This is a genomic window from Streptococcus sanguinis, assembly GCF_001078705.1.
In the GTDB taxonomy this organism is placed as follows: domain Bacteria; phylum Bacillota; class Bacilli; order Lactobacillales; family Streptococcaceae; genus Streptococcus; species Streptococcus sanguinis_D.
Window position 1 is genome coordinate 105,386 of record NZ_CDMW01000001.1, and the last position, 25,959, is coordinate 131,344.

A 25,959-nucleotide genomic window follows, 5' to 3' on the forward strand; every position below is an offset into this window, starting at 1 on the left:
ATAATGGAAATTATGAGACAGTATCGTATTTTGGTGGTTGATGACGACCGGAGCATTTTGAAGCTGGTGAAAAATGTTCTAGAGCTCGATGCTTATGATGTGACGACGCTTGATCGGATAGAAGAGCTAGAATTGACGCATTTTGTCGGATATGACTTGATTCTGCTGGATGTGATGATGGAGCCTGTTAATGGTTTTGAGCTGTGTTCCTACATTCGTCCTCATCTTTCGTGTCCAATCATCTTTCTGACGGCTAAGGAATTGGAGGCGGACAAGGTGGAAGGCCTCTTTCGCGGAGCAGATGACTATATTGTCAAGCCTTTTGGAACCAAAGAATTGCTGGCGCGTGTCAGAGCTCATCTTCGGCGGGAGGAAAGACGGGAGGAGCGATATTCTGAAATTGCTTCTTGTCAATTTTATCCAGAGCGCTATGAAGTTGCCTGTTTTGGTAAAGTCTTGAAATTTTCAGAGCGAGAGTTTAAGTTGCTGCATTTACTAGCTAGCAATCCCAAGCAGACCTTTTCAGCTGAACGCTTGCATACCTTGCTTTATCCAGAAAGCTCAGAAACACAGCTTCGTTCCATCTCAGAATACGTATATCAGATTCGCCAAAAATGCAAACAAGAAGGGCTGCAAGCAATCGCAACAGTGAGAGGAGTAGGCTATAGATGGCAATTAGAACTCGAAATTTTCAAAGCCTAGTCTGGACAACCAGCTTGAAAATCGTCTTTTTTCATGTTTTGATTTTTGTGCTTATAGGTTATGAATTTACGCAAGGAAGTGATCACGTTCTTTTTACCTTGTTCTTTTGGGCAGGGAGCTTGTTGCTAATTACTTTTTATCATATTTTGAAATTGCTCCGAAAAATCGACAGGGAAATAAAAATGCTAAAGAGCGAGAAGCTTTTGGAAGAAAATCAAAGCCAGCTTTTTCGGATTGAGGAAATGCTCGAAGTTTATAGCGATTTACGGAGCAGCCACCAAGAAAATGCTCGTCTTCTAGAAAAAGAGCAGCAGCATAATCAGGAGTTGATTTTACAGCTATCAGCGACATCGCACGATTTGAAGACGCCCCTAACTGTGATTAAAGGGAATGCTGAGCTCTTGGAGTTGGCGCAGTTAGGCCAGCCACAGGCAGACTATGCTGCTGAGATTTTGCAGGCTAGTCACAAGATGGAAGAGTATTGTGGCTCTTTGATTGATTACGCTAAGACTTTTCAGATTGATTCTAATCAGTTCAGTCAGCTTTCCTTAGGGGACTTTTTGGCTAATCTCCAGGACGACTGGGCACTGTTCAGCAAACAGGGAAGCTATCGTTTTTCTCTCCAAGAAGATTGTGAGCTTAGTCTGATTTTGTTGATCCATTTGGACTATCTCAAGCGAGCTTTGCTCAATATCTTACTAAATGCGCTTGAACATGCAGACCAGGATCAAAAGGAAGTCAAGCTAACGGTATCAGTGCAGCAGGACCAGTTGGTTTTTTCTATCTGGAACAACGGCCCTTCATTTTCAGAGGAGATGCTGTTGGGAGCGGAACGGCTCTTTTACCAGAGTGACCAAAGCCGCAATTCAGCTAATCCCCATCATGGTATCGGCTTAGCCTTTTCTAAGCAGGTAGCTCTCTTGCACGGTGGTCGTCTGACCCTGCTCAATCCAGACCAAGGAGGAGCCTGTGTCGAGTTGACTGTAGCTTTAAAAGGCAAATAACAAAGGAAATCAATAAAGATGATAAAAGAGAGTGGGACAGAAATCGGTAATTCGTTAGAATTCGATTTCGTCGTCCCACCTCCGCACAGTTGAGTAGGGCTGTAAAAGCTGATGAAATCAGCGTAGTAGAGCCCACTCAACCACTGCGTCTTGCTCGACAATCCAAAGACAATTGAGAGGCTAGGACTTTTGTCCCAGCCTCTTTTTTTGCCGCTTTCTTCTTGACAAAAGATGTAAAGGAGGCTATACTATATTTGAAAAGTAAAGTTTGTTTTACATTATGGAAAGGAGGCAGCCTTGGAAAATCGAATTCAAGAATTACGAAAAAGAAAAAAGCTCAGCCAAGAAGAACTGGCTGAGAAGCTAGAGGTCACGAGACAAACGATTATTTCTTTGGAAAAAGGCCGCTACAATGCCTCGCTGCTTTTGGCTCATAAAATTGCCTCCTTTTTCAATTTAAGGATTGAAGAAGTTTTTATCTTTGAGGAGGATGAATCATGAAATGGACTTATTTGTGTAAATGGATATTGGCTATTTTGGTTGTGGTTGGCTTATTTTATCTCCATTTGCAAGCCAATTTTATACCTAAGGAAATCCTGCCTTTTGTGGGAATTATTCTAATTGTAGTGATGTTGAAAATTTTTCAAGGATATGAAAAGTAGGAGGTTGACATGGAAACACTAACGAAACAAGAATTTCGGAAAAAACTTCAAAGGAAAGTTATCGTGGGGCGTATCTTAACCTTTATCATCTTGCTAGGACTGGCCTGGAGCCACTTTCATTCTCTGGATGATCAGCAGGAAGGAGTCATGGTCGGCATCCTGCTGGGGCTTTCTTTGATGACCATTCGGTATAATCTGGTCCTAAGACGGGAGGAAAATTTTGAGAAGCTCTACATTCAGGTGACTGATGAGCGCAATCGCATGATTGACGAAAAGACTCGCACACTGCTTTTTAATATTCTTTTGCTTCTGGCAGCATGCTTGAGTGTCCTGTCTATGGTTTTCCCAATCATTTTAAATCTCAATCAGTTTCTGACCTTGACCATTATCCTGGTTTTGGGACTTTACTATCTCTTGCGTTTTCTCCTGTCTAGGCGTTATTAACAAAAAAAGCTGGCGTCGCCAGCTTTCTAAACAAGCTTTTAACAGAGCTTGTTTTTATTTTCTATAGAGTCTATCATACTGGTAAACGGGGTCCATTGTAACATGGATGCCTAGTTTGCGCAGGACGTTTTTGTCTTCATCTGTCAGAGTGACAGTGGAGTGGGCCTCACTGCCCTTGAGATTACCGAGTTGTTGCATGGCATTTGCCGCATCTTGATTTTCCATGGCTGTGATTGCCAGAGCCATCAAGATTTCGTTTGAGTGGAGGCGAGGATTGCGGCTGCCCAGATGATTGATTTTCAGGCCTTGGATTGGCTTGACATACTCAGGCTCGATCAGCTTGGTCTCTTTGGCAATATTGGCTAATTTCTTAATAGCATTAATCAATACAGCTGCCGTAGGACCAAAGAGCTCAGAGGTCTTACCAGTTACGATTTCACCGTTTGGCAATTCCAAGGCCAGAGCTGGCTCACCAGTGCTTTCAGCTTTATCGCGTGCAACAACTGTTACTTTACGGTCCAGCGGTGTGATACCCAGATCGTTCATCAAGAGTTCGATTTTCTTGACAGCAGATTCAGAAACGCGCTCCGCCTTGAAGTCCAGAATAGTTTGGTAGTAGCGACGGATAATTTCCTGTTGAGATGCCTCGATAGCAGCATCATTATCTACAATGGCAAAGCCGACCATGTTGACGCCCATATCCGTTGGGGATGCATAAGGTGATTTTCCAAGGATGCGCTCCAGCATACGTTTGAGGACTGGGAAAATTTCAATATCACGATTGTAGTTGACTGTAGTCTTGCCATAAGTTTGTAGGTGGAAAGGATCAATCATGTTGACATCGTCCAGGTCTGCCGTCGCTGCCTCATAAGCTAAATTGACCGGATGGTGTAGGGACAGATTCCAAACGGGGAAGGTTTCAAACTTGGCGTAGCCTGATTTGATGCCATTGATTTGGTCATGATACATGTTGGACAAGCAAGTAGCTAATTTACCAGAACCAGGACCAGGTGCGGTCACAACGACTAAATTACGGCTGGTTTTGATGTAGTCGTTTTTCCCCATACCTTCAGGTGAGATGATATGATCCATGTCAGTCGGGTAGCCCTTGATTGGGTAGTGGATATAGGAGGCAATGCCATTCTTTTCCAGCTGGCTGCGGAAGAGATCAGCTGCCGGCTGACCGGAATACTGGGTGATGACCACTGAGCCTACATAAATATCCAGCTCGTTAAAGGTATCGATTAGTCGCAGCACTTCCTGATCATAGGAAATGCCCAAATCCCCACGCGCCTTAGAGTGCTCAATGTTGTTGGCATTGATGGCAATGACAATCTCTACTTGTTCCTTGAGCTCTTTAAGCAGTCTGATTTTATTGTCTGGCTCATAGCCTGGCAGGACGCGGGCAGCATGGAAGTCTTCCAGCATTTTACCGCCGAATTCCATGTAAAGTTTGCCCTCAAATTGATTAATACGCTCCAAGATATGGTCGCGCTGCAGGTTTAAGTATTTCTCAGAATCAAAAGCAATTTTTTTCATGTATATTTTCACCTCTGCTAAGCATTATAACAAAATTTTCTTCAAATTGGAAAGTTGAAAGAGAAAGTATTAGACAAAAGAGATAGCAGCCCGAATGAAGAACGGGCTGCCTTTTCAATTAATAGTTGGTAATCGTATCCACCGTTGAGCGATCCAGCTTTTTGACCAGAGCTTGCAGGAAGGCTTGGGCTTGCAGGAAATCGTCCATGGCATAGAGAGTTTGGTGGGAATGAATGTAGCGGGCACAGACACCAATGGTAGTAGATGGCACGCCACCGCTTTGGAGATGGGCAGCACCAGCATCCGTTCCGCCCTTACCGCAGTAATATTGATACTTGATGCCTGCTTCCTCAGCAGTTGTCAAGAGGAAGTCTTTCATAGCTGGCAGCATGAGATGACCAGGGTCAAAGAAGCGAATCAGCGTTCCGTCGCCGATGGCCCCTTGACCGCCATAAATATCACCCGCTGGGGAGCAATCCACAGCTAGAAAGACCTCAGGGGCAAATTTTGTCGTTGAAGCATGGGCACCACGCAGGCCAACCTCTTCTTGAACATTGGCCCCGACATAGAGTTGGCTGTCTAGTGGTTGACCAGACAAGGCTTGAGCCAATTCGCTGACCATAAGGACGCCGTAGCGATTGTCCCAGGCTTTGGAGATGATATTTTTCCCGTTAGCTGTGAGAATAGCAGAGCTGTCTGGAACGATCGTATCTCCTGGACGGATGCCGTAGCTTTCAGCTTCCGCCTTATCCGCAAAGCCACCGTCAAAGACAATATCTGCAATCTGTGGCATAACTGGTCCGCCAGATCCGCGCGTCAGATGAGGAGGGACAGAGCCTGAGATAAGAGGGATTTCCCGACCTTCACGGGTAAAGAGTTTGAAGCGTTGACTGCTAACGACCAGCGGATTCCAGCCGCCGATTTCCACTACGCGGAAGGTGCCGTCCGGCTTAATCTCGCTGACCATAAAGCCAACCTCGTCCATGTGGGCCGCTACCAATACACGGGGAGCATTTTCAGCTTCTGCATGGCGTACCCCAAAGATACCGCCTAGGCCGTCGGTGACAACCTCATCGACATGGGGAGTGAGTTTTTCCCGCAGGTAACTGCGAACAGGTGCCTCGTGACCCGAAATAGCAGAAAGCTCTGTTACTTCCTTGATTTTTGAAAATAATGTTGTCATAAACTTACCTTCTTTCTGTCCCCTATTTTATCACTTTTTGCGGTAAATGAGTAGGAAAATCTTATAGCTTGCCTGAATCAACAGGACTGCCCATTCAAGAATCCAGCTTATCTAAGTAAAATCTGGAATATTGTTTGTCGCCTCTGCTCTTTTGTGTTAAAATATTCTACATGAAAGCTAAAAAAATCATTTTAACCACAACCGCCCTTTTGGGGGCCGGAGCGCTGGCTTTTGGAGCAGCCAAAGTCGTACAGGAGCAGAAACGACTGCGTAATCGGGAGGAAATCGTCGAGCTTGTGCGAGATTTCTTTTCCAGTCAGGGCACTATTTCCTGCCTTTATGTTAAGCTCTACGAGTCCACAGATGACCGCTTGGTTGGTGGTCTGGTCTTAGAGGACGACCGCCATTTTGCTTTTGTCTATGAAAATGGTCAGCTAAGCTACGAGGAAGAAGCATGATTTTTCCTGTAAATATAGAGGAATTGGCTTCTTATGTCAATGATGGGGAGAAGACTGTCATCTTTTTCACAGCTGACTGGTGCGGAGATTGCCGATTTATCAAACCTTTTCTGCCAGAGATAGAAGCGGAAAATCCTGACTATCGCTTTATCCAAGTGGATCGTGATGATTATCTGGATCTGGCCAAAGAGTGGGACGTATACGGGATTCCCAGCTTAGTAGTGCTGGAAAAGGGACAGGAGATTGGTCGTCTGGTCAATCGTGACCGCAAGACCAAGGGTCAAATCAATGAATTTTTAGCGAGTATAAGAGAAAAAGGGAGCTTAAAATGATTTTTACCTATAATAAAGAATATGTCGGCGATGTGCTGATGGTTATTGTTGCGGACAATCAAGGAGCTAAACTGGCGGCTGAGCGCAAGGGACGAGTGGCGCGTGTTTACCGTGAAGATAATGGCCAGACAGTAGCTTGGAATATTTTTGAGCAGTCAGACCTTTTTGAAATTGCAGAGCGCGGACAGGTCTTTTTGACAGATGAGCAAGTGGCTATTCTCAATCAGGAGTTGAGCAAGGAAGGCTTCCCAGCGGACTTGGTCAATGACAGCCAGCCGAAGTTTGTGGTTGGAGAAATTGTTGATATGGTAGCTCATCCAGATAGTGACCATCTGAATATCTGCCAAGTGCAGGTAGCTGCTGATAAGACCGTTCAAATCGTGGCCGGTGCTCCTAATGCCAAAGTCGGCCTCAAAACGATTGTGGCTCTGCCAGGTGCTATGATGCCTAAAGGAAATTTGATTTTTCCGGGAGAACTTCGAGGCGAAAAGAGTTTTGGCATGATGTGCAGCCCACGGGAACTTCAGCTGCCGAATGCGCCTCAAAAACGCGGCATCATTGAATTAGCCGATAGCGAACTAGTTGGCACCGCCTTTGACCCAGCCAAACATTGGCAGGGATAAAAATAAGGATTCAACATCATAAAAAGCTCAGGAATAGGCGAGGTATCCTATAGTAGCCGAAATATAAAATAGGGCGAAACGATTTGTATAGTCGTTTCGCTCTATTTTTTTATAGTAGTAAATTTAGCGTTAAAAATCTATCTCATGCTAATGGTAGAGAAAATAAATAATTAACAGATGAAAAATCAATCTAACACAATGATGAGTATAATGAATCTGCTTCTTACTCATTTTTCTGTCATAGAAAAAACTTACTGAGATTAAAATTAAAAGTATAGATATTAAAGCTTTCAGTAAAAAATTGAAGAAAAATAAATTCAGAAGAGTTAAGAAAAATAAAAATAAACTTACGATTAATGAGATTTTGGAGCCGCCCATCTTCTTTTTATAAGCGAAATAGGTTGAAAATAATAAAAGAATGGAGTAAACAAAAGCTATATAATTCATTAGATATCCTCCGTAATCTAAAGTGATTTGTCTTAACAATCACAACACTGTCTCAAAAGAAGACGCTGTCGCTATTACTTTGCGAGTCGGTTGTCGACTGAGGAGTGGCTGTGGGGCTCTGGCTCGGAGTGCTGTATTTGTATTGGTAGATAAGGCTGTTTAGGCCGTGGTCTTCCAAAACTTTGAGGCGCTTTCTCTTGAAAACAATACCGATGAGTTGGCTGTCAGGATAGGCATAAATTTTGTGGCGGGGATGGTTAAAGGCTGCAAAGTCATGGAAACCATCCTCCATCCAAAGACTAATCTCGGATTCTTCACTGTCTCGGCTGTAGCGAGCATGACTAATCTGCTGCATGGGAATGCAGTAGGTGGCTGCTGATAAGAGTCCGCTATAATGGTAAGTCACATAGTCGTGGTCAAAGGAGAGGATAGTCGCATGAATGGTTAGTCTGCGAATAGCAAAGATAAGGAGCAGTAAGAAGAAAGCAGCAACCAGCAGACTAAGGACAAAGAAACTAGTGTCTTTGTAGGGGTTGGAGCTAGTCAGGTAGTCTACGGCAGCTAAGGCAGAAAAACCTCCGAACCACAGAGAAATCAGGATAAAAAGAATATTTTTCACAGGCGAATGTTTAATGGTCATCGGAGCCTCCGTTGTACAAATCTAGTAGAAAAGGGGCAGAAACTGCAACTTTCCTTTTTATCTATACTATACCACATTTTTTTCACTTTTTGCCTCCTTTTGCGAATGATAAGTTAGGAGGATATAAAATGTATAATAAAGTAATTGTAATCGGCCGGCTTACGGCTACGCCTGAACTGCACAAGACTGCGAATGAAAAATCTGTGGCTCGCGCAACGGTCGCGGTTAATCGCCGTTATAAATCTCAGAGCGGTGAGCGTGAGGCGGATTTTGTAAATGTGGTTGTCTGGGGGCGTCTAGCTGAGACTTTAGCCAGCTATGCAAGTAAGGGCAGCTTGATTTCTCTGGATGGTGAGCTGCGGACTCGTCGCTATGAAAAGGAGGGGGCGACTCATTATGTGACAGAGGTGCTCTGTCATAGCTTCCAGCTCCTAGAAAGTCGGGCTCAGCGTGCCCTGCGTGAAAATAATAGCGGAGCTGATTTGGCAGATTTGGTGTTGGAAGAAGAGGAACTCCCCTTTTAAGCAAGAAGCAAAGACTGGGAAATGACCCAGCTCTAAAAAATCATCATTCAGTTTTGCAGGATGCAAGCTCTGTTTGACTGAAAGTCTATTTCTCTCAAGCTTTTAAAAGTTTAATTATGATTGCCGAGGTGGGACCAAGAATCAAAAATCATGGATTTTTTAGATTCTGTCTCGCCTCTTTTATTATAGCTATTTCTAGAAAGATTTTGCTTTTTGGCGGCTTTGTAATATAATAATGCTATATGTTTCATAAAGGTGCTTGCGGCGTAGGGGGTGAAAAATGGTATCAGCTACGGTCAAAAAACGGATACAGCATTATCAAAAGAAGGCTCTCTGGCCGCTTTTCATTCTGCTTATCTTGGGTTTGCTTTTTGTTTATTTCAAGGGTGTTCTGCCAGATGAGAAGCAAGTCAAGATAGGGGTGACCTACATGACTATGAACAATGACTTTTACAAGACCTTAAATGCGGAGCTGGAGAAGAAAACTAACCAGCAGGGCAGCCGACTCTATGTCCGGGATCCTGAGCTGGATGAGGGCAAGCAGAGCCAGCAGATTGACTTTTTTGTCCGAGAAAAGGTTGATGTCATTGTCATCAATCCGGTAAAAAGCAATAGTCCAAGTATTATTTCCTCTCTTCAAAAGGCTAAGAAAGCTGGTATTAAAATCATCGTAGTGGATGCGCCTATCAGTCAGGATGTAAAAGTGGATACGACAATTGTGTCTGATAACTACCAAGCAGGCGTCCTGATTGCCCAGGACATGATGAAGCGTCTGCCTTCTGCCAATATTCTTCTTCTGGAGCACCGCAATGCCGTCTCTGCCATGGACCGGATTCAGGGATTTATTGATACCATTGAAAATCAGCCTAGCTATAAGGTTGTTTCCCAGAGAGAAACATTGGGCCAGACAGAGGAAAGCATGCCGCAAGTAAAAAGTGCCTTAGACGAAGGATTGGACTTCAATGTAGTCATGGCGCTCAATGATCGGGCAGCTATCGGGGCCTTGGCTGCTATTAAAAATCAAGGTCTTGATAAGAAAATCTCCATCTACGGTGTGGATGGATCGCCAGATATCAAAAACTTTCTGGCTACGACTAGCGATATAGAAGGAACGGTGGCCCAATCTCCCATTCAGATGGGACGCAAGGTGGCGCAGGTAATTGAGCTGATGCAGGAGGGGAAATCCTACGACAGCCAATACCTGATTCCTGTTCACTTAGTTAACAGGGATAATATCAGTCAATACACAGTTACAGGGTGGCAATAATGAGACCTCAAAAAAGTATATTTTACAGCAAAATAGCCCTGATGGTCATCAATCTGGTTGCCATTGTCTATAATGCGTCCATCTATCTCTTTGCGACCAACTATGTAGCGGCTAAGGGCTTCAGTCACTCGCTTTTGGAGCGTTTGGATGCCATTCCGGGCTCTCCCAGCTTGATTTTCTGGGTATCAATTAGCCTCTATGGTAGTTTGCTTTTGGTCATGTACTATCGCGAGCGCCACCCCAATCAGCTGTCCGTCTATGACAAGGCGACAATTATTGAAATCCTGCTCATGCTAGTCATCTTTTCCGTCTTGCACTCGTCCTACAATGGCTTGATTCTTTTGGTGTTTGCGGATATTTTCTATGGCTCTAAGGAGTTCAATTCTTCCAAGGACAAGAAGTACTGGTTTTCTTTCATTATTTTGAGCTTTGGCATGCTGCTTTTGTCCAACTATGACCTCATGTCGCTCTTTATCAAGTTGCCTTCTCTAGATACCTATATTCGTTTTTACCCAGAGTCCGTCCGGCTGTTGCTGCTTTTTGGCAAGAACTTTCTCTACTCCCTCAATATCGTCGTTTTTATGATTTCCTTGCTCTTCTATATCCTGTCGGCTATTACAGAGCGTCATCGGATTGAGGAAGAGCTGCGCATGGCTTCTCAGGCTAATCGCGAGTTGAACTCTTATCTGGCTTTGTCTGAGAAAATAGCAGAAGACCGAGAGCGGAAGCGGATTGCCAGAGAGATTCACGATACATTGGGCCATGCCCTGACGGGAATTTCAGCGGGTATTGATGCGGTCAAGGTCTTGGTTGATATTGATACCAATCGGGCTAAGGAGCAGCTCAATAATGTCTCTGTCGTTGTTCGAGACGGTATCCGTGATGTTCGCGGCTCGCTCAATAAGATGAGGCCGGGAGCTCTGGAAAATAACACTTTGAAGGAAGCTCTGATTAAGATTATCCGTGAGTATGAAGCTATCTCCAATTTGGAGATTCATCTCCGCTACGAATGGGATAATATTGACTTGGATATTGCCAAGGAAGACATTGTCTTCCGAGTGATTCAGGAGTCTATTACCAACTCTGTCCGCCATGGACATGCCAAGACTATCTGGATTGAGTTGCTGGAGGAAGAGTCCTATGTAATGACCATTCAGGATGATGGTGTTGGCTTTGATGAACTCCACTATGGCTATGGCCTCAAGCAGATGCAGGAGCGTCTAATGATTATTGGCGGAAGCGTCCGATTTGAAAATCGGGACGGTTTCTACACGCATATCGAAATCCCAAAAATAGGAGGAAGACATGATTAAGGTTTTAATAGCAGACGATCAGGCCTTGATTCGCGAGTCTCTGCAAATCATTCTGTCTGCCCACGCAGATATTGAGGTTGTCGGAACAGTCGGAGACGGTAAGGAAGTGCTGGAAAAGCTTCATCGGGTACGCCCAGATGTGATTTTAATGGATATTCGCATGCCAGTCATGGACGGTGTTCTCTGTACCAAGGCTGTCAAGGAGCAGTATCCAGATGTTAAGATTATCATTCTGACGACCTTTGATGACGATGAATTTATCTTCTCCGCTCTCAAATACGGTGCGTCTGGTTATATTCTTAAAGGGGTTTCGACAGAAGAGCTTCACGAAGCCATTCAGACAGTCTATCGAGGCGGAGCTATGATCAATCCCAATATTGCCACCAAGGTCTTCAAAATCTTTTCACAGATGGCTCAGTCCAACTTTGCTATCACAGTGACGGAGGAAAATATAGAGGACATGAGCCGGACGGAGTGGAAGATTATCCAGCAGATTGGCTTTGGGATTTCGAATAAAGAAATTGCAGCCAAGCTCTTTCTATCAGAAGGGACAGTCCGAAATTACCTGTCAGGCATCCTAGCCAAGCTCAACTTGCGCGACCGAACCCAGCTGGCTATCTGGGCTGTGCAGACCGGAGTCACCCAGAGAGATTTTAGTAAGGAAAGCGACAAATGAAGTGGAGACTGAGACATTTGGCCCTGCTGGTTGTCCTGATCATATCTGTTGCTCTGGCTTTTGTCTTTTGGGCTTCAGCTCAGGAAAAAGTCCTGCGTATCGGTGTCTATGCTGGCTCTAGCTGGGATGTGCCTAATAGTCGCGAAAACAAGGTCTTGGACAGCCTGATTAAAAAATTTGAAAAGACGCATCCTCATGTCAAGGTCGTCTACGAAAGCGGTATTCCCAAGGATGATTACGCTGACTGGCTGGCAGAGCAAGTCTTGAAAGGCGAGCAGCCGGATCTCTTTATGGTACCGGAAAACGACTTTAGCATGTTGGCTTCGACTGGCGCGCTTAAATCCTTGGATACCCTCTTAACGGATGATGAGCGAAAGGCTTTTTATCCGGTGGCTTATGAAGCTGGGCAATATCAGGGAGTCAGCTATGCTCTTCCAGTCGAGAGCAATCCCATCATGATGTGTGTCAATAAAGATCTGCTTGAAAAAGAAGGAATTAGCATTCCTGAGTCAGGTTGGACCCTGGCGGATTTCTATGAGATTTGCAAGAAAGTAACCAAGGATACCAATGGCGATGGTGTGGTGGATCAGTACGGTATTACAGATTACACTTGGCAGCAGGCTCTGGTAGCTTATGGCGGCCATCTTATCGATAAATCCGGTATCAATGTAGACAGCGCAGAGATGCACCAAGCCTTGGCCTTTATGAGCAAGCTAGACATGCTCAGCCAGCACTATAAGGTGACTTCTAATGACTTTGATGAGGGACGGGTGGCCTTCTATCCTATGAGTCTGGCCCAGTATCGGACCTACAAGCCCTATCCATACCATGTTGCCAAGTATTCTAGCTTTTCTTGGACCTGTATCCCGATGCCGACAGCCAATAGCCAGGTGATGGGAACACAGGTTAAGACCTCGCTCTTTGCCATGTCTTCCAATAGTAAGCAAGAGAAGCTGGCTTGGGAATTTATGCTCTTGCTGTCACAGGACAAAGAAAGCCAGCAGGCCTTGTTTGAAAAATCGCAGGGGACCTCAGTTTTACCATCTGTAGTGAAAAGTCAACAGGGTAGAGAAATCTTACAGGCCGATGATTTTGGCTTGGATTCCTTGACTTCTGAGAGGCTAGACCACATGATGAATCGCTCCATCATTGACATCAGTCTGGAAGTGGACCGTCATACGATGGATCGGATGGACTATCTAATTCAAAATGCTATGCAGAATCAAGAGATTGACAGTGCCTTGCCGAGCATTCAAAGAGAAATAGAAAGCGGAAAATAATCTGCTTTCTTTTTTATTGCCAATTAAATCAGAAAAAGTACAGCTGCCTAGACCAATATGACAAATGTCATATTTTTCCTAACAAATGTCATCTGGGCAAAGTGACATTTGACAATATGAAACCGGTTCCATATTCTGTACAATAAAATCATCAATAAATCCTTCGTCATCTAAAGCCTGACTTGGCTAAGAAGTCGAAGGATAAAGGAGGCAGGAAAGATGAAATACCTTGTACTGGTCAGCCATGGGGGACTGGCTGCAGGCGTGCAGAGTTCCTTGAAGATGTTTGCTGGAGACAAGACGGACCAGGTGATTGCGGTCGGTCTTCAGGAAGGCAAGTCAGTTGATGATTTTGCAGTTGATTTTACTCAGGCCTTGTCTGGCTTAAGCGCTGATGACAGTGTCTTAGTTCTGGCTGATATTGTAGGAGGCAGTCCTCTGACGACAGCAGCTAGCGTCTTAGCTGACATGGGTAAGCTCGACTCAGCAATTATCTTGGGAGGTTTGAACCTGACTATGGGACTGACTGGCTTGGTTATGAAAGACATCTTAGACGGAAAAGAGCTGGCTCAGGCTATCCTTTCCGAGGCTACAGCTGCTTTGCAGGAATTTGAAGTCGTAAGCGATGCAGCTGACGAAGATGAAGACGACATTTAGTGCTTCCGCATACATTATAAAAGATAAAAGGAGATTTTAAAGATGACAGTATCATTTGTACGGATTGACGACCGCATGATCCACGGTCAAACAGTCACTCGTTGGGCTAAGGAATACCCATGCGATGGCCTGATTGCAGTTAATAATGCAGCGGCAGGAAACAAGGTTTTGATTCAGGCCTACAAGGGAGCTTCTGACAAGAAGACTTTTGTTTGGACCAAGGAAGCCTTCAAGGAAAAATCAGGCAAGGTCACTGAGTCAGACAGTCGCTATTTCCTCATTACGAAAAATCCTGTAGACATGAAGGAAATCCTAGTGGACCAAGGTTTTGTACCTGGGGATGTTAAGGAAATTATCGTAGGTCCTGCTAATGACCGTCCGGGAGCTGTTAAGCTGGGCAACAACCAGTCTATCACTCAGGAAGAGGCAGAAGCGATTGAAGCGATTGAAAAAGCTGGCTACAAAGTCAAATTCCAGCTCTTGCCTGATGTTTCCATCGGTTACTGGAGCGATTTCAAGTCTAAATTTGGTTTTTAATTACAATAATGAAAAGGAGAGTCTATTATGACAATTTCTTGGCTGCAAGCCGCTTTACTGGGTCTTTTTGCTAGTTTAGCTTCTATGCCTGGTATGGGTGGTTCTAGTATTGGTAACTACACTCTGGGACGTCCTCTGGTCGGAGGTTTGATTAGCGGGTTGATTCTCGGAGATTTAAAAACAGGGATTATGGTTGGGGTAGCCCTTCAGGTCCTCTATATCGCTCTGGTAACACCAGGTGGTACAGTTTCCGCTGACGTGCGGGCGATCTCTTACATTGGGATCCCTCTCGCAATCTTGTTTGTTCACTCTAAAGGAATCACGTCAGAATCTGCTATCGCTGCAGCAGCTGCACCAATCGGAGCAGCAGTTGGTACTATCGGTACAGTTCTCTTCTATGGAACAGCCACTACAAACTTGCTTTGGCAGCACATTGGCTGGAAAGCTGTTGAAAAAGGCGAATTCAAAAAGCTTTACGTTGTTGACTGGGTCTATCCTTGGATTTCCCACTTTGTCTTCTCTTTCCTTCCAACCATGATCATCACGAAGTTTGGTCCGAATATGGTTGAACTGATGAAGACTCACCTGCCAATGGATGGCTTCATCATGAAATCCCTCTTTACAGTCGGAGCTCTTCTCCCATGTGTCGGTATTGCCATTCTTTTGAAACAAATCGTTACCAAGGCTGCTGACTTTATCCCATTCTTTGTGGGCTTCACCTTGGCTAAGTCACTCGGTCTTAATTTGGTTGCCAGTGCAGTTGTTTCATTGATTTTTGCAGTAATTTACTATGAATTGGAAGTCATCAAATCAGCTCGTGTAACCGCGCCAGCTGGTGGGGCTGACTTTGATGACGATGAGGAGGATATCTAAGATGGCTGAAAGAAAGAAAATAACTAAAAAGACTTTAGCGAAATCATTCCACCATTGGTACTATGGTCACTTAACTTGCTTCTCTCAAGAGCACATGCAGACTTTCGGCTACTTGACCTCTATGCTGCCAATTGTGGAAGAACTTTACAAAGACAAAGCAGAGCAGAAAGAAGCTATGCAGACCTATACAGCTTTCTTCAATACAGAACCTCAGCTCGGGGCTTTGGTAGTGGGGATTACAGCTGGTTTGGAAGAAGCGCGTGCCAATGGTGACGCTGTTGATGGCGAAACTATCAATGGTATGCGTGCCGGTCTCATGGGACCTATCGCGGGTATCGGTGACTCTTTGGTGGTTGGAACTTTGATTCCAGTTCTGCTGGGGATTGCTCTTGGCCTCTCTAAAGGTGGAAATCCTATCGGCGCTCTCTTCTACATCCTTGTCTGGAATGTTCTCATCTATGGCGGTATGCGCTTTGCCTACTTCAAAGGCTATGAATTAGGGGACAAGGCGGTAGAGTTCCTTGTAGGACCTAAAGGACAGGCGCTTCGTAAGGCAATCAGTGTCATTGGTGGTATGGTTATCGGGGCAGTTGCTGCAACTTGGGTATCTGTAACGACTTCATTAGAGCTGAAAAATGCTGATGGCGAAGCCTTCTTGAAGCTGCAAGAAAAGATTGACGGTGTTTATCCAGGTCTCTTAACAGCTGGCTTTATCACTCTTTGCTGGTGGCTGATGGCCAAGAAAAAAGTATCACCAAACCTCGTTATGCTCCTCTTGGTTGTCATTGCTTTGATTGGTGTAGCGCTTGGCATCTTTGACCCTCAATTGAAATACTAATCCTCGCTCAATTTTAGGCTGGCAGTAAGTCCGATTTGCTGCTAGTCTAATACAAATTTATTGGAGCAGAGCAAAAGAAAGAACGGAGAAGATCATGACAGAACAAGAATTGATTCAAGGCTATGAAACAGAAATTCACTACCAGAAGCATATGATTGAAAATCTAGGACGCTGGTTCAGTCTCTTCTTTGCCATTGCCAGCATGGGTCTTGTTCTGATTTATCTCTTTCATGAGAGCAATCTCCTAGCGCTGATTGCAGGAATCGTCCTAGCTCTACTAGGGATCTTAGCCATGCTCGTATTTGGCTATGGAATCTATAGAGGACGCCTAAATCTGCAAAAAGTGGTTGATGATTTTGAAGCAAAACTAAAACTTGCAAGATAGACATTCCCCCTAAAGACAAGTCTGAGAGGATTTTAGCTCGGACTTGTTTTTTTGAGTTTAGGACCAAGTGAAGAAAAAAATAAAATTTTTCTTTCATCTAGCCGCTTTTTTTCTTGACTATTTCTGACCAAGTGATAAAATAATAACTATAGATTAGCACTCGATAGTTTAGAGTGCTAAAAAATCAATCTTTGGAGGAAAACTATGTTAAAACCATTAGGAGACCGTGTGGTCTTGAAAGTAGAAGAAAAAGAGCAGAAAGTTGGTGGATTTGTCATTGCAGGCAACGGCCAAGCAGCGACTAAGACAGCAGAAGTTGTCGCAGTCGGACAAGGGATTCGTACTTTGAACGGTGAGCTGGTAGCCCTGAGTGTCAAGGAAGGGGACAAGGTTCTCGTAGAAAGCCATGCAGGTGTGGAAGTCAAGGACGGAGATGAAGCTTATCTCTTAGTCAGTGAAGCCAATATTCTAGCAGTTGTCGAGTAAGATTAAAAGAGAGGAATAATAAAATGGCAAAAGATATTAAATTTTCAGCAGATGCAAGAAGCAGTATGGTTCGTGGAGTTGACATCTTGGCGAATACTGTCAAGGTGACTTTGGGTCCTAAAGGCCGCAATGTCGTTTTGGAAAAATCCTTTGGTTCACCTCTTATCACCAATGACGGTGTAACCATTGCCAAGGAAATCGAACTGGAAGACCATTTTGAAAATATGGGGGCTAAGCTGGTGTCAGAAGTTGCTTCAAAGACCAACGATATCGCTGGTGATGGAACAACAACAGCAACTGTTTTGACACAGGCTATCGTTCGCGAGGGAATTAAGAATGTTACAGCTGGTGCGAATCCAATCGGTATCCGCCGTGGAATTGAAGCAGCCGTTGCGACAGCTGTTGAAGCCCTGAAATCTAACTCAGTACCAGTTTCTAACAAGGAAGCTATTGCTCAAGTTGCTGCCGTTTCTTCTCGCAGCGAGAAAGTCGGCGAGTACATCTCTGAAGCTATGGAAAAAGTTGGAAATGACGGCGTTATTACCATTGAAGAGTCCAAAGGGATGGAAACTGAGTTGGATGTGGTTGAGGGGATGCAGTTTGACCGTGGCTACTTGTCTCAGTACATGGTAACTGACAATGAAAAAATGGTAGCCGAACTGGACAATCCTTACATCTTGATTACTGACAAGAAAATTTCTAACATTCAAGAGATTTTGCCATTATTGGAAAATATCTTGAAAACCAACCGTCCGCTTTTGATTGTGGCGGATGATGTGGACGGAGAAGCTCTGCCAACGCTGGTTCTTAATAAGATTCGCGGAACCTTTAATGTCGTAGCTGTCAAGGCACCAGGCTTTGGCGATCGTCGTAAGGCTATGTTGGAAGACATTGCTATCTTGACGGGCGGTACAGTGATTACAGATGATCTTGGCCTAGAGCTCAAAGATGCTACGATTGAAGCCCTTGGACAAGCTTCTAAAGTCACTGTTGATAAGGACAGCACTGTGATTGTGGAAGGTTCTGGCAATCCTGAAGCCATTGCTAACCGTGTGGCAGTCATTAAGTCACAGATTGAAAGCAGTACTTCTGAGTTTGACCGTGAGAAACTGCAAGAGCGTCTGGCTAAATTGTCCGGTGGTGTAGCTGTGATTAAGGTTGGAGCTGCAACCGAAACAGAACTTAAAGAAATGAAACTCCGCATAGAAGATGCCCTTAATGCAACCCGTGCAGCGGTAGAAGAAGGAATCGTCTCTGGTGGTGGTACGGCCTATATCAACGTACTGGACGCTGTTGCAGGTCTTGAGTTGGCAGGGGATGAAGGGACTGGACGTAACATTGTTCTTCGCGCCTTGGAAGAGCCTGTTCGTCAAATCGCTCTGAATGCAGGCTTTGAAGGTTCAATCGTCATTGACCGTCTGAAAAACTCTGAAGTTGGTACAGGCTTTAATGCCGCGACTGGCGAATGGGTTAACATGATTGAGGCAGGAATCATTGACCCAGTTAAGGTGACCCGTTCAGCCTTGCAAAATGCCGCTTCTGTTGCCAGTCTTATCTTGACAACCGAAGCAGTAGTGGCTAATCAACCAGAACCAGCTAGCCCGGCTCCAGCTATGGATCCAGGCATGATGGGCGGTATGATGTAGAAAAATAGTAGAATTATATATTCGTATAAATTAGATATAATCTTTAGCTTATATTTACCAAACAAAAAACTGAGCAGATTTGTTCAGTTTTTTTGATTATAACAAGTCTTGCCAGAAGCTTTAATACTTATGTTTGTTGTCAGAAATATATTTATATATATGATTATTTTTGTAGTCACATTATCAATATTTGTTCATTTATTGGATTGTCTAATGTTACAATTTTGTTTCGAAGAATACAAAAAGGTGACGAATGAAACTGTTTCCAACTCCTATATGACAAGGTTTTTGGAGAAATAAACTGGTTTACACCCTGTGTACCAGACCAGAACTGGTTAAGGTAATTAGTTGACTTATGGTCAATCGTATGCTAGTCTAATATATGTAGTAAATTGGAAATGTAAAGAAATCTTAATGTTTTTTACATGTTCAATAAAAAGGAAAAAAGGAAAAATGGAGGGATTATTTATGAAAAAAATATCTCATACTATTGCACGCTTTTTCTCAGTAGCCTTTGTGCTCCTCTTTAGCCTGTTTTCTAGCAGTCAATCTGCCAGAGCTAACACGGTAGATGATGTTATCACATCAATCAATGTTTACAATCAAAAAGGTGAAGCACTGACTGACGGCCTTTCCCCTTGGGAAAAATTTCAAATTGACGCAAACTTTGTCTTCAATTACGGCAAGGTTCAGCCAGGAGATACGACTACCATTGGACTTCCTGTTGAGTTTGCCTTGGAAGGGGCTGATTTTGAAGTCAAAGATGATGACGGCAATCTCGTAGCGACAGCTGTGGTTGATGCAAGCTCTAAGCAGCTTACACTGACTTATACAGACTATGTCCTGACTCGCTCTCATATTGAAGGGAAAGTTCACCTTTTAGCTCGCGTTGACCATAATGTAGTTCGAGATAAAGGTTCAATTCCTCTGAAACTTATCGTTGGCAAGAAGATCATTGAGTATGGGAAAATTGATTACAAAGGTCTTCCTGGCCAAGCAACTCCTTATACTTTCATAAAATACGGCTGGAATAATGCGGATAATATCAGGAGCATTACTTACAGTCTGAATATCAACCAACAAAATCAAGAACTGGATAATGTTGTTATTTCAGATACGCTGGGCTTTAATACCGGAGAAATTGACCTCAATAGCTTCCAAATCCTTAAGGGCTCATGGGTTGTTGACCCAGCTGATAACTCTTACCGACTAAGCCAGCAGCGCGAGGATGTGACAGGAAACTACGCGATTAATCTTGCTGCTGACAAGCGTTCCTTTACTATTAATATGGGACATATCGGTGCTAATGAAGGCTTCTATGTTCGCTACCGTGTTAATTTCCCAACAATTCCGGCTGATGGAACAGTCTTCCCGAATGAAGCAATCATGCGAGCAGACAATATCGAAGAACAAAAATCATCAGTTGCTGTCCGCTACCAACGTGCGAACGGCTATGCACATGGGGATGTCTATGGTGTACAGGTGACTAAGAAAGATGAAGCTGGTAAACCTTTGGCAGGTGCTGAATTCACATTGTACGATGAGGATGGTGTGACTGTTGTTCAAAAAGCAACTAGCGATGCTAATGGGATTGCTTCTTTCAGCAACTTGATTAAAGAGCATTATCTGATTAAGGAAACCAAGGCACCAGCAGGCTACCAACTGTCAGATGAAGAGATTCAGGTCAATGCCGCTCAGCTCAAGAATTATGGTTCTGGTATTATTTACAAAGACTTCACCAATCGTCAGGCCTTGATTACTGCTTCAGGTACCAAGACTTGGAATGACGACAATGATAAAGATGGCAAACGTCCAGACAAGATTACTGTTCGTCTCCATGCTAATGGTGTTGAAGTTGCTTCTAAGGAAGTCGGTCCAAATGCGCAGGGCGAGTGGAAGTATGAGTTTACTGACTTGCCAGCGACCGGCGCAGATGGAAAAGATATTGTCTACTCAGTTACTGAAGACCGTGTTTATGGTTATACAGCTACTGTTGATGGTATGAACATTACCAATACACCAGTTCCAGGAGTTCCAAGACCGCCGAAACCTAGCTCGGACAATAGCTCTAAGAGTAGTAGCAGTAGTTCTTCTAGCTCAAGTAGCAGTAGCACGACTTCTAGCTCAAGTAGCAGTACAGGAAGCACTGATGTGATTATCGAATCAGACAATGGTAGTGGCGGAGGAAATGCCTATAATGTTGTAACTAAGAAGGGTCTTCCTAAGACTGGTGAGAATGCTAGCTGGATCATGATTGCTGCTGGAGTAGCTCTAGTAGGCTTGGTAGGCTTCATTGCCTTCCGTGCGAAGAAGAAATAATTTTTATCTCTGTTCCCTTAAGGGACAGAGATTTTTTATCGGCAAAATCTAGACCAGCAACAGTCTTTTTTTAGAAAGTAGGAACAAGCAAGCTTTATTTTACAATCGGTCATTATCTTGTATTCTTTTATTAATCAAGACTATGATATTCCGTAATATTGTTGTTTTAAAATAAAAAGCAACTAAGATGTTTCCTAGAACAGATTAGTTGCTCAGAACTACGGGGAAGGCCGCTTTGATGTGCAAGCATGAAGCACATCGAAACTTGATATATATAATCTTTCTTAATTCCTAAACCAAAAAATTTATAAGACATCCTTAGGAATATGCTCGGTGTGTGATCATCTTTATCAAGTTTTCGTCAAACTTATTTTACTTCAGTCTTCTCTCGTAGTTTTTGTTATGCAATGCCCCTCCTTTTTGTGCCTAAAGGAAAGGGGATTTTTTTTGTGGAAATTATCTAGAGAATTATATGTATGCGTTTTCGATTATCTTCTTTTCTGTTATACTTGTACTAGAAATCTGAGGAGAAGATTCACTCAATTTGAGGAACCAACATTTGGAATAAGGAGATATAAAAATGTCAGAGGAACTATTGAAAGAGACAGTTATTGAACTGAGTATTGCGGATAATTGGGAAGAGGCAAAAATGGAGTGGACAAAAGCCGAACTTGTAAAAATTGATGCTGATAGAAAACAAAGTTGTTTATGCGGTCATAAAAGCCTCAAGAAGGTATTTGCTATTACTAGGAATGATGGCTCTGGGATAGAGCTTTCTCCAATCGGTTCTTCCTGTATTGAGAATTTTGAAAATGAAGAACTAACTAAAAGTATAAAGAGAGCAGAAAAAATTTATAAATTAAAAAAGAATCTAAAGTTTGAAGATCTTCGTGAAGTGATGGATGAAGAGATGCTGGAAGATTTTTATAGTAAGGGTTATTTTAAAGAGGATAAAGAAAATGAGTTTAATCCATGGAACGATTATATTCTTTTTAAAATGGCTTTAAGCAGAAAAAATGAGGAACGTCAGTTGGCGTATAATAAGATTGAGCGTATCATTTATGTCATAAATGATTATCTTCATCCAGAACTTAATGAAATATTTGATATTGAAAGCTACAAAGAAAAATTGAAACAGTGGAGAGAGGAGGCGAAGCAAGAGGAGCAGGAGGCTGAGAAGAGGAATAGAGTTGCTAAACAAAAAGAAGAGGAGAGGCTTGCTCGGTTGCGGGAACAAGAGGAAATTGAACGGCAAAATAAGTTAGAAGAGGAAAGGAAATTAGAGGAGGATCGGCTCCAAAGAGAAGAGGAGATAAAGCTGCTAAAACGGAAGAACCTTTATGAGAGCTTTGAAGAATTAAAAAAATGGCTACAACAACAAGGGGACAGTATAAGAAGCGAATATGAAGAAAAACTGAGTAATTTAACAGATCTTGCTGAAAAAGTAAAGGTATTAAAGGAGCTAAAAAAATCAGAATTGAAGCAATCCCAAGAAGAAGCAAAGAAAGATGAAGAGCTGGTATTAGAGGCATTAGAAATGAGGGAAAAGGTAAAGGCTCTATATTCAGTCACTCCTAGAGCTAGGAAATGCTTGGAATACCTAGATGCTAATGTACATACAAATAAAGGACACTTGATCTATATGACAAGATTTTTAAAAGAGATAGAGGAAGGGAAGCTGTGATATACGTTTTAAAATTGAGAAAGATTTGAATAAGCAAAAGTACAAGAAAAAAACCTTGATTATCAAGGCTTTTTCTTATCTATTTCTATGCCCCCTGCATGAATTTGTAAGAACTTTTCATATTGAAAATAAACAAAAATGTTGAAATATAGCTGATTTTAGGGAAATACTTTTAGGTATTTTCAATGTCAGGATTTAAAAATGGGGCAAAAGTGGGGCAAAAACAAATTAACGAAAAAAATATCGAGTTCGTGCATCAAGTAAATGATAAATTGCAAGAATAAGTGCAACATTTACTCGAACTCATCCTCTAGAGCTTCACTAGCAGTTCTGTAAGCTAAACATTTTCGTGGTCGGTGATTGATATCATATAAAGCCTTGGTTCCCAAAGCTTTTTTTATGTTATAAACTCATTAAAAGAACTCCCAGTTAGATTTGGAATATTTTTTATTCTGTGTCATATAAAAATAAATAAAATGAATGGCTATAGCTAGAGCTAAAATGGTTGTAATACTCACTACTATTATAGGATTAGAAGCAAAGATTAAAGAGAGAATCAAGGCAGCCAGATAGAGTGTCGCTTGGACACAGTAGTAACTTTTCGAATAGCGAAGATAGTGTTTGTTACAGGGCCCATTTACTAGGACAGCAACTTGGAAGAGGCCAAATCCGATATAAGAGAAGATGGTTGCAAAGAGAAGATTAGCTTCAGGATTCAGAAGAAAACTCATCGAAACGGTCATCATAATAAGTCCAATGAAAATAGGATAGTGACTGTAAATTAGAAATAGTCCCTTTTGATTAGATTCTTCATCAATAGCATGGTCGAATTGACCAAAATAAAACAAGAACAGAGAAAGCATAATAATGAAATAAAGAACCGAATAAATCGAGAAATTCTCGATTGTAAAGAAGTTAGCTAGCTCCATAATCATCTCTCCAAACGTAATAATGACAAGAAGGGAGATGCGCTCGATTAAATGGGGGAGATTTACCTGGTAATGCTTATCTTTACTAAGCAAGATAATTGGCATAATAAATGTTAGCAGAATACTAGCAAAGAAGATATAGACTCTAACGTAAATAGGAAGAAGAGCTGCTAGATAGACTCCTAAACTTCCTAGACCTGTTATCCATAGAAAACCTTTGATACTTTCCCGATTAACATCATCGGTTGATTTTCTAAAAAACTCAACCAAANTTGGCCGCATAGTCTTTGAGGAGGTCTAGGTAAACAGCATTTTCTGCTCCAGTATAAGCGTAGTAGAAGCTGACTGGACGATTCAGATTAGGATTTTCACGGATATAGGAGATAAAGGGCGTAATGCCAATCCCACCAGCAATCCAAATCTGCTTTTCCTGTCCTTGGTCAAGAATCATGTGGCCATAAGCTCGGTCAATGGTAACCTTTCTTCCTTCTTGAATGTTGTCATAAAGTTTCTTAGTGTGGTCTCCAGAGTTCTTGATAGTAAAATAGACAATATTGTCATGGCCGCCAGAGATAGAGAAGGGATGTGGCGCTTTTTCAAATCCTTCTTGGAAAATCTTGACGAAGGCAAACTGACCGTACTGGTAGTCTAACTTTTGACTGAGTTGGATTTTCAACTCCACGTTATCGTGGTTGAGGCGTTTGACCTGCATGATTTTTCCCAGATGGCGAAAGGCCAAACTTTGATAGAGGAAGATGATGTAAAAGCCAGAAGCTAAACCGATGATAGCGTAGAATCCGACTACGAAACCTAGTAAGGTCGGTGTTAGGAGTCGACCGCCCATCAGCATATAGGCGTGGAAGAGACCAAAGATATAGGCCAAATAGACAAAGCGGTGAATCCAGCGCCAAGCTTCATATTTGATGTGCTTGCCAAGATAGGCCACCAGAACAATGCTGACAAATAGATAGATGCCGACGTTCCCAAGCTGGGCTGCCAGATGAGAGCCCCAGAGACTGCCACCCATGGCAACATTGTGGAGAGCAAGAAGAACGACGGAAAAGATAGCTGTAAACTTATGATAAGCATACATCTTTTCGATGCCATGGAACCATTTTTCTAATTCCGAGAATACATTTGAAATAAAAAAGAATGCTGACAAATCAACATTCTTTTTATGTTCACTTTGATAAACATTATAAAATTTGTCTGTTTAGCTACCAAAAAGCTACCAATAGATTTGTAATTTTTAAAAAACAAATTAATGAAAAAATTAAAGCCTTGGTTCCCAAAGCTTTTTTTATGTTATAAACTCATTAAAAGAACTCCCAGTTAGATTTGGAATATTTTTTATTCTGTGTCATATAAAAATAAATAAAATGAATGGCTATAGCTAGAGCTAAAATGGTTGTAATACTCACTACTATTATAGGATTAGAAGCAAAGATTAAAGAGAGAATCAAGGCAGCCAGATAGAGTGTCGCTTGGACACAGTAGTAACTTTTCGAATAGCGAAGATAGTGTTTGTTACAGGGCCCATTTACTAGGACAGCAACTTGGAAGAGGCCAAATCCGATATAAGAGAAGATGGTTGCAAAGAGAAGATTAGCTTCAGGATTCAGAAGAAAACTCATCGAAACGGTCATCATAATAAGTCCAATGAAAATAGGATAGTGACTGTAAATTAGAAATAGTCCCTTTTGATTAGATTCTTCATCAATAGCATGGTCGAATTGACCAAAATAAAACAAGAACAGAGAAAGCATAATAATGAAATAAAGAACCGAATAAATCGAGAAATTCTCGATTGTAAAGAAGTTAGCTAGCTCCATAATCATCTCTCCAAACGTAATAATGACAAGAAGGGAGATGCGCTCGATTAAATGGGGGAGATTTACCTGGTAATGCTTATCTTTACTAAGCAAGATAATTGGCATAATAAATGTTAGCAGAATACTAGCAAAGAAGATATAGACTCTAACGTAAATAGGAAGAAGAGCTGCTAGATAGACTCCTAAACTTCCTAGACCTGTTATCCATAGAAAACCTTTGATACTTTCCCGATTAACATCATCGGTTGATTTTCTAAAAAACTCAACCAAATATTGAAAAAATAAGGTAAGGGTTAATGTACCAATAGCCCAACAGAGATAATGAAAATATTGTTGCCAATCAGGTCCAATCATATTGGCTATAAAGAGTAAAAGTCCCATTTTGATAAACATGATTACCATGTTAAATAAAGAGTTCTTTCCATAGCGATTGGTATAAACGGTTTGAATCATCCAGGAATCGGTGAGAACCAAGACAGCCATGAAAAAATCAAGGAAAGAATTCCAAGTCAAAATACCGTTATGAAGATGGTCAATTAAAGTAGTTGCTTTTGAAATTGCAAAAACAAAAACTAGGTCATAAAAAAGTTCTGAAAATTCTACACGTTTATGTTTAATAAGAGTTGTCATCTTAAGTCCTTTCTATTCTAGAAGTACAATTTATTATAACAGAAAATGG

General features: G+C 42.4%; 26 protein-coding genes and 2 pseudogenes. 22 read left to right on the plus strand and 6 right to left on the minus strand.

Features of this window, described 5'->3' with window-relative positions; translation table 11 throughout:
* Positions 1-3 precede the first annotated feature (3 nt).
* The 5 genes from SSV_RS00695 (at position 4) to SSV_RS00715 (ending at position 2,812) form a co-directional block, all read left to right on the plus strand.
* Positions 4-702, plus strand: coding sequence for a response regulator transcription factor (locus tag SSV_RS00695; protein ID WP_072073281.1), 699 nt, complete (start codon positions 4-6; stop codon positions 700-702).
* A complete protein-coding gene (locus tag SSV_RS00700) occupies positions 669-1,706 on the plus strand; it encodes a sensor histidine kinase (protein ID WP_072073282.1) in 1,038 nt (345 codons plus the stop codon). Before SSV_RS00695 ends, SSV_RS00700 begins: the two co-directional genes overlap by 34 nt.
* A gap of 297 nt (positions 1,707-2,003) precedes the next feature.
* Positions 2,004-2,207 (plus strand): helix-turn-helix transcriptional regulator, encoded by a 204-nt coding sequence (locus SSV_RS00705; protein ID WP_072073283.1) that lies wholly within the window; start codon positions 2,004-2,006, stop codon positions 2,205-2,207.
* The gene (locus SSV_RS00710) at positions 2,204-2,368 is read left to right on the plus strand and encodes a hypothetical protein (protein WP_002898608.1); all 165 of its coding nucleotides are present in this window, start codon (positions 2,204-2,206) and stop codon (positions 2,366-2,368) included. Before SSV_RS00705 ends, SSV_RS00710 begins: the two co-directional genes overlap by 4 nt.
* A gap of 9 nt (positions 2,369-2,377) precedes the next feature.
* Positions 2,378-2,812 (plus strand): DUF2178 domain-containing protein, encoded by a 435-nt coding sequence (locus tag SSV_RS00715; RefSeq protein WP_002901684.1) that lies wholly within the window; start codon positions 2,378-2,380, stop codon positions 2,810-2,812.
* Between the two features lie 54 nt (positions 2,813-2,866).
* On the opposite strand, the gene SSV_RS00720 is transcribed toward SSV_RS00715, so the two are convergent.
* Entirely contained in the window at positions 2,867-4,351 is a 1,485-nt protein-coding gene (locus SSV_RS00720) for a DUF1846 domain-containing protein (protein ID WP_002903591.1), read from the minus strand.
* 118 nt (positions 4,352-4,469) lie between these two features.
* Positions 4,470-5,534, minus strand: a complete 1,065-nt coding sequence (pepA, locus tag SSV_RS00725) for a glutamyl aminopeptidase (RefSeq protein WP_002927070.1) — start codon at positions 5,532-5,534, stop codon at positions 4,470-4,472.
* 170 nt (positions 5,535-5,704) lie between these two features.
* On the opposite strand from pepA, the gene SSV_RS00730 reads away from it, so the two are divergent.
* From SSV_RS00730 to ytpR, 3 genes are read left to right on the plus strand one after another with little or no spacing between them, the layout of a single operon-like run.
* On the plus strand, positions 5,705-5,992 hold the full coding sequence (locus SSV_RS00730) for a DUF4651 domain-containing protein (RefSeq protein WP_002903480.1): 288 nt from the start codon (positions 5,705-5,707) through the stop codon (positions 5,990-5,992).
* Entirely contained in the window at positions 5,989-6,324 is a 336-nt protein-coding gene (locus SSV_RS00735) for a thioredoxin family protein (protein WP_072073284.1), read from the plus strand. Before SSV_RS00730 ends, SSV_RS00735 begins: the two co-directional genes overlap by 4 nt.
* Positions 6,321-6,947 carry a YtpR family tRNA-binding protein gene (ytpR, locus tag SSV_RS00740; protein ID WP_004193702.1) on the plus strand — a complete coding sequence of 209 codons (627 nt, stop codon included), beginning with the start codon at positions 6,321-6,323 and terminating at the stop codon, positions 6,945-6,947. The genes SSV_RS00735 and ytpR overlap by 4 nt, the downstream gene beginning before the upstream one ends.
* 499 nt (positions 6,948-7,446) lie before the next feature.
* On the opposite strand, the gene SSV_RS00750 is transcribed toward ytpR, so the two are convergent.
* Positions 7,447-8,034 carry a hypothetical protein gene (locus SSV_RS00750; protein WP_072073286.1) on the minus strand — a complete coding sequence of 196 codons (588 nt, stop codon included), beginning with the start codon at positions 8,032-8,034 and terminating at the stop codon, positions 7,447-7,449.
* 128 nt (positions 8,035-8,162) lie between these two features.
* Between SSV_RS00750 and SSV_RS00755 the strand changes: the two genes are divergently transcribed.
* The 14 genes from SSV_RS00755 to SSV_RS00820 all read left to right on the plus strand — a co-directional run bounded on the left by SSV_RS00755 (position 8,163) and on the right by SSV_RS00820 (position 22,519).
* Positions 8,163-8,558, plus strand: a complete 396-nt coding sequence (locus tag SSV_RS00755; RefSeq protein ID WP_002896737.1) for a single-stranded DNA-binding protein — start codon at positions 8,163-8,165, stop codon at positions 8,556-8,558.
* A gap of 280 nt (positions 8,559-8,838) precedes the next feature.
* Complete coding sequence (locus SSV_RS00760) at positions 8,839-9,825, plus strand: substrate-binding domain-containing protein (protein WP_072073287.1); 987 nt, start codon at positions 8,839-8,841, stop codon at positions 9,823-9,825.
* A complete protein-coding gene (locus tag SSV_RS00765) occupies positions 9,825-11,138 on the plus strand; it encodes a sensor histidine kinase (RefSeq protein WP_002896734.1) in 1,314 nt (437 codons plus the stop codon). The genes SSV_RS00760 and SSV_RS00765 overlap by 1 nt, the downstream gene beginning before the upstream one ends.
* The gene (locus SSV_RS00770) at positions 11,131-11,814 is read left to right on the plus strand and encodes a response regulator transcription factor (protein WP_002896732.1); all 684 of its coding nucleotides are present in this window, start codon (positions 11,131-11,133) and stop codon (positions 11,812-11,814) included. The genes SSV_RS00765 and SSV_RS00770 overlap by 8 nt, the downstream gene beginning before the upstream one ends.
* Positions 11,811-13,094 carry an ABC transporter substrate-binding protein gene (locus SSV_RS00775; protein ID WP_072073288.1) on the plus strand — a complete coding sequence of 428 codons (1,284 nt, stop codon included), beginning with the start codon at positions 11,811-11,813 and terminating at the stop codon, positions 13,092-13,094. Before SSV_RS00770 ends, SSV_RS00775 begins: the two co-directional genes overlap by 4 nt.
* Before the next feature lie 219 nt (positions 13,095-13,313).
* Positions 13,314-13,751, plus strand: a complete 438-nt coding sequence (locus SSV_RS00780; protein ID WP_072073289.1) for a PTS sugar transporter subunit IIA — start codon at positions 13,314-13,316, stop codon at positions 13,749-13,751.
* A gap of 42 nt (positions 13,752-13,793) precedes the next feature.
* Positions 13,794-14,288, plus strand: coding sequence for a PTS sugar transporter subunit IIB (locus SSV_RS00785; protein WP_002896729.1), 495 nt, complete (start codon positions 13,794-13,796; stop codon positions 14,286-14,288).
* 27 nt (positions 14,289-14,315) lie between these two features.
* A complete protein-coding gene (locus tag SSV_RS00790) occupies positions 14,316-15,161 on the plus strand; it encodes a PTS mannose/fructose/sorbose/N-acetylgalactosamine transporter subunit IIC (RefSeq protein WP_072073290.1) in 846 nt (281 codons plus the stop codon).
* Positions 15,145-15,999: a PTS system mannose/fructose/sorbose family transporter subunit IID gene (locus SSV_RS00795; protein ID WP_002896727.1), complete on the plus strand. Its 855-nt coding sequence runs from the start codon at positions 15,145-15,147 to the stop codon at positions 15,997-15,999. The genes SSV_RS00790 and SSV_RS00795 overlap by 17 nt, the downstream gene beginning before the upstream one ends.
* A gap of 94 nt (positions 16,000-16,093) precedes the next feature.
* Positions 16,094-16,384, plus strand: coding sequence for a PTS fructose transporter subunit IA (locus SSV_RS00800; protein ID WP_072073291.1), 291 nt, complete (start codon positions 16,094-16,096; stop codon positions 16,382-16,384).
* A gap of 204 nt (positions 16,385-16,588) precedes the next feature.
* Complete coding sequence (gene groES, locus SSV_RS00805; RefSeq protein WP_002919847.1) at positions 16,589-16,870, plus strand: co-chaperone GroES; 282 nt, start codon at positions 16,589-16,591, stop codon at positions 16,868-16,870.
* A 23-nt stretch (positions 16,871-16,893) separates the two neighbouring features.
* Entirely contained in the window at positions 16,894-18,516 is a 1,623-nt protein-coding gene (gene groL / locus SSV_RS00810) for a chaperonin GroEL (protein ID WP_002914472.1), read from the plus strand.
* A gap of 468 nt (positions 18,517-18,984) precedes the next feature.
* Positions 18,985-20,835, plus strand: a complete 1,851-nt coding sequence (locus SSV_RS00815) for a Cna B-type domain-containing protein (protein ID WP_072073292.1) — start codon at positions 18,985-18,987, stop codon at positions 20,833-20,835.
* Positions 20,836-21,415: 580 nt separating this feature from the next.
* Positions 21,416-22,519 (plus strand): hypothetical protein, encoded by a 1,104-nt coding sequence (locus tag SSV_RS00820; protein WP_072073293.1) that lies wholly within the window; start codon positions 21,416-21,418, stop codon positions 22,517-22,519.
* A 413-nt stretch (positions 22,520-22,932) separates the two neighbouring features.
* Here SSV_RS00820 and SSV_RS00835 read toward each other — a convergent pair.
* From SSV_RS00835 to SSV_RS00845, 3 genes and pseudogenes are all read right to left on the minus strand, one after another.
* Positions 22,933-23,718 (minus strand): annotated as a pseudogene (locus SSV_RS00835) (low temperature requirement protein A); the annotation flags it as partial.
* Between the two features lie 4 nt (positions 23,719-23,722).
* Positions 23,723-24,574, minus strand: a pseudogene (locus SSV_RS00840) (ferredoxin reductase family protein); the annotation flags it as partial.
* 190 nt (positions 24,575-24,764) lie between these two features.
* The gene (locus SSV_RS00845) at positions 24,765-25,910 is read right to left on the minus strand and encodes a low temperature requirement protein A (protein ID WP_072073296.1); all 1,146 of its coding nucleotides are present in this window, start codon (positions 25,908-25,910) and stop codon (positions 24,765-24,767) included.
* Positions 25,911-25,959: the final 49 nt, after the last annotated feature.

What these genes read in the sequence shown, in the direction of transcription:
- SSV_RS00700 (WP_072073282.1), top strand. Translation starts at nt 669, where the DNA reads ATGGCAATTAGAACTCGAAATTTTCAAAGCCTAGTCTGGACAACCAGC.
- groES (WP_002919847.1), top strand. Translation starts at nt 16,589, where the DNA reads ATGTTAAAACCATTAGGAGACCGTGTGGTCTTGAAAGTAGAAGAAAAA.
- SSV_RS00785 (WP_002896729.1), top strand. Translation starts at nt 13,794, where the DNA reads ATGACAGTATCATTTGTACGGATTGACGACCGCATGATCCACGGTCAA.
- SSV_RS00755 (WP_002896737.1), top strand. Translation starts at nt 8,163, where the DNA reads ATGTATAATAAAGTAATTGTAATCGGCCGGCTTACGGCTACGCCTGAA.
- SSV_RS00695 (WP_072073281.1), top strand. Translation starts at nt 4, where the DNA reads ATGGAAATTATGAGACAGTATCGTATTTTGGTGGTTGATGACGACCGG.
- SSV_RS00815 (WP_072073292.1), top strand. Translation starts at nt 18,985, where the DNA reads ATGAAAAAAATATCTCATACTATTGCACGCTTTTTCTCAGTAGCCTTT.
- SSV_RS00780 (WP_072073289.1), top strand. Translation starts at nt 13,314, where the DNA reads ATGAAATACCTTGTACTGGTCAGCCATGGGGGACTGGCTGCAGGCGTG.
- SSV_RS00765 (WP_002896734.1), top strand. Translation starts at nt 9,825, where the DNA reads ATGAGACCTCAAAAAAGTATATTTTACAGCAAAATAGCCCTGATGGTC.
- SSV_RS00760 (WP_072073287.1), top strand. Translation starts at nt 8,839, where the DNA reads ATGGTATCAGCTACGGTCAAAAAACGGATACAGCATTATCAAAAGAAG.
- SSV_RS00775 (WP_072073288.1), top strand. Translation starts at nt 11,811, where the DNA reads ATGAAGTGGAGACTGAGACATTTGGCCCTGCTGGTTGTCCTGATCATA.
- SSV_RS00750 (WP_072073286.1), bottom strand. Translation starts at nt 8,034, where the DNA reads ATGACCATTAAACATTCGCCTGTGAAAAATATTCTTTTTATCCTGATT.
- SSV_RS00710 (WP_002898608.1), top strand. Translation starts at nt 2,204, where the DNA reads ATGAAATGGACTTATTTGTGTAAATGGATATTGGCTATTTTGGTTGTG.
- SSV_RS00845 (WP_072073296.1), bottom strand. Translation starts at nt 25,910, where the DNA reads ATGACAACTCTTATTAAACATAAACGTGTAGAATTTTCAGAACTTTTT.
- groL (WP_002914472.1), top strand. Translation starts at nt 16,894, where the DNA reads ATGGCAAAAGATATTAAATTTTCAGCAGATGCAAGAAGCAGTATGGTT.
- SSV_RS00795 (WP_002896727.1), top strand. Translation starts at nt 15,145, where the DNA reads ATGAGGAGGATATCTAAGATGGCTGAAAGAAAGAAAATAACTAAAAAG.
- SSV_RS00715 (WP_002901684.1), top strand. Translation starts at nt 2,378, where the DNA reads ATGGAAACACTAACGAAACAAGAATTTCGGAAAAAACTTCAAAGGAAA.
- pepA (WP_002927070.1), bottom strand. Translation starts at nt 5,534, where the DNA reads ATGACAACATTATTTTCAAAAATCAAGGAAGTAACAGAGCTTTCTGCT.
- SSV_RS00800 (WP_072073291.1), top strand. Translation starts at nt 16,094, where the DNA reads ATGACAGAACAAGAATTGATTCAAGGCTATGAAACAGAAATTCACTAC.
- SSV_RS00720 (WP_002903591.1), bottom strand. Translation starts at nt 4,351, where the DNA reads ATGAAAAAAATTGCTTTTGATTCTGAGAAATACTTAAACCTGCAGCGC.
- SSV_RS00730 (WP_002903480.1), top strand. Translation starts at nt 5,705, where the DNA reads ATGAAAGCTAAAAAAATCATTTTAACCACAACCGCCCTTTTGGGGGCC.
- ytpR (WP_004193702.1), top strand. Translation starts at nt 6,321, where the DNA reads ATGATTTTTACCTATAATAAAGAATATGTCGGCGATGTGCTGATGGTT.
- SSV_RS00735 (WP_072073284.1), top strand. Translation starts at nt 5,989, where the DNA reads ATGATTTTTCCTGTAAATATAGAGGAATTGGCTTCTTATGTCAATGAT.
- SSV_RS00790 (WP_072073290.1), top strand. Translation starts at nt 14,316, where the DNA reads ATGACAATTTCTTGGCTGCAAGCCGCTTTACTGGGTCTTTTTGCTAGT.
- SSV_RS00770 (WP_002896732.1), top strand. Translation starts at nt 11,131, where the DNA reads ATGATTAAGGTTTTAATAGCAGACGATCAGGCCTTGATTCGCGAGTCT.
- SSV_RS00820 (WP_072073293.1), top strand. Translation starts at nt 21,416, where the DNA reads ATGTCAGAGGAACTATTGAAAGAGACAGTTATTGAACTGAGTATTGCG.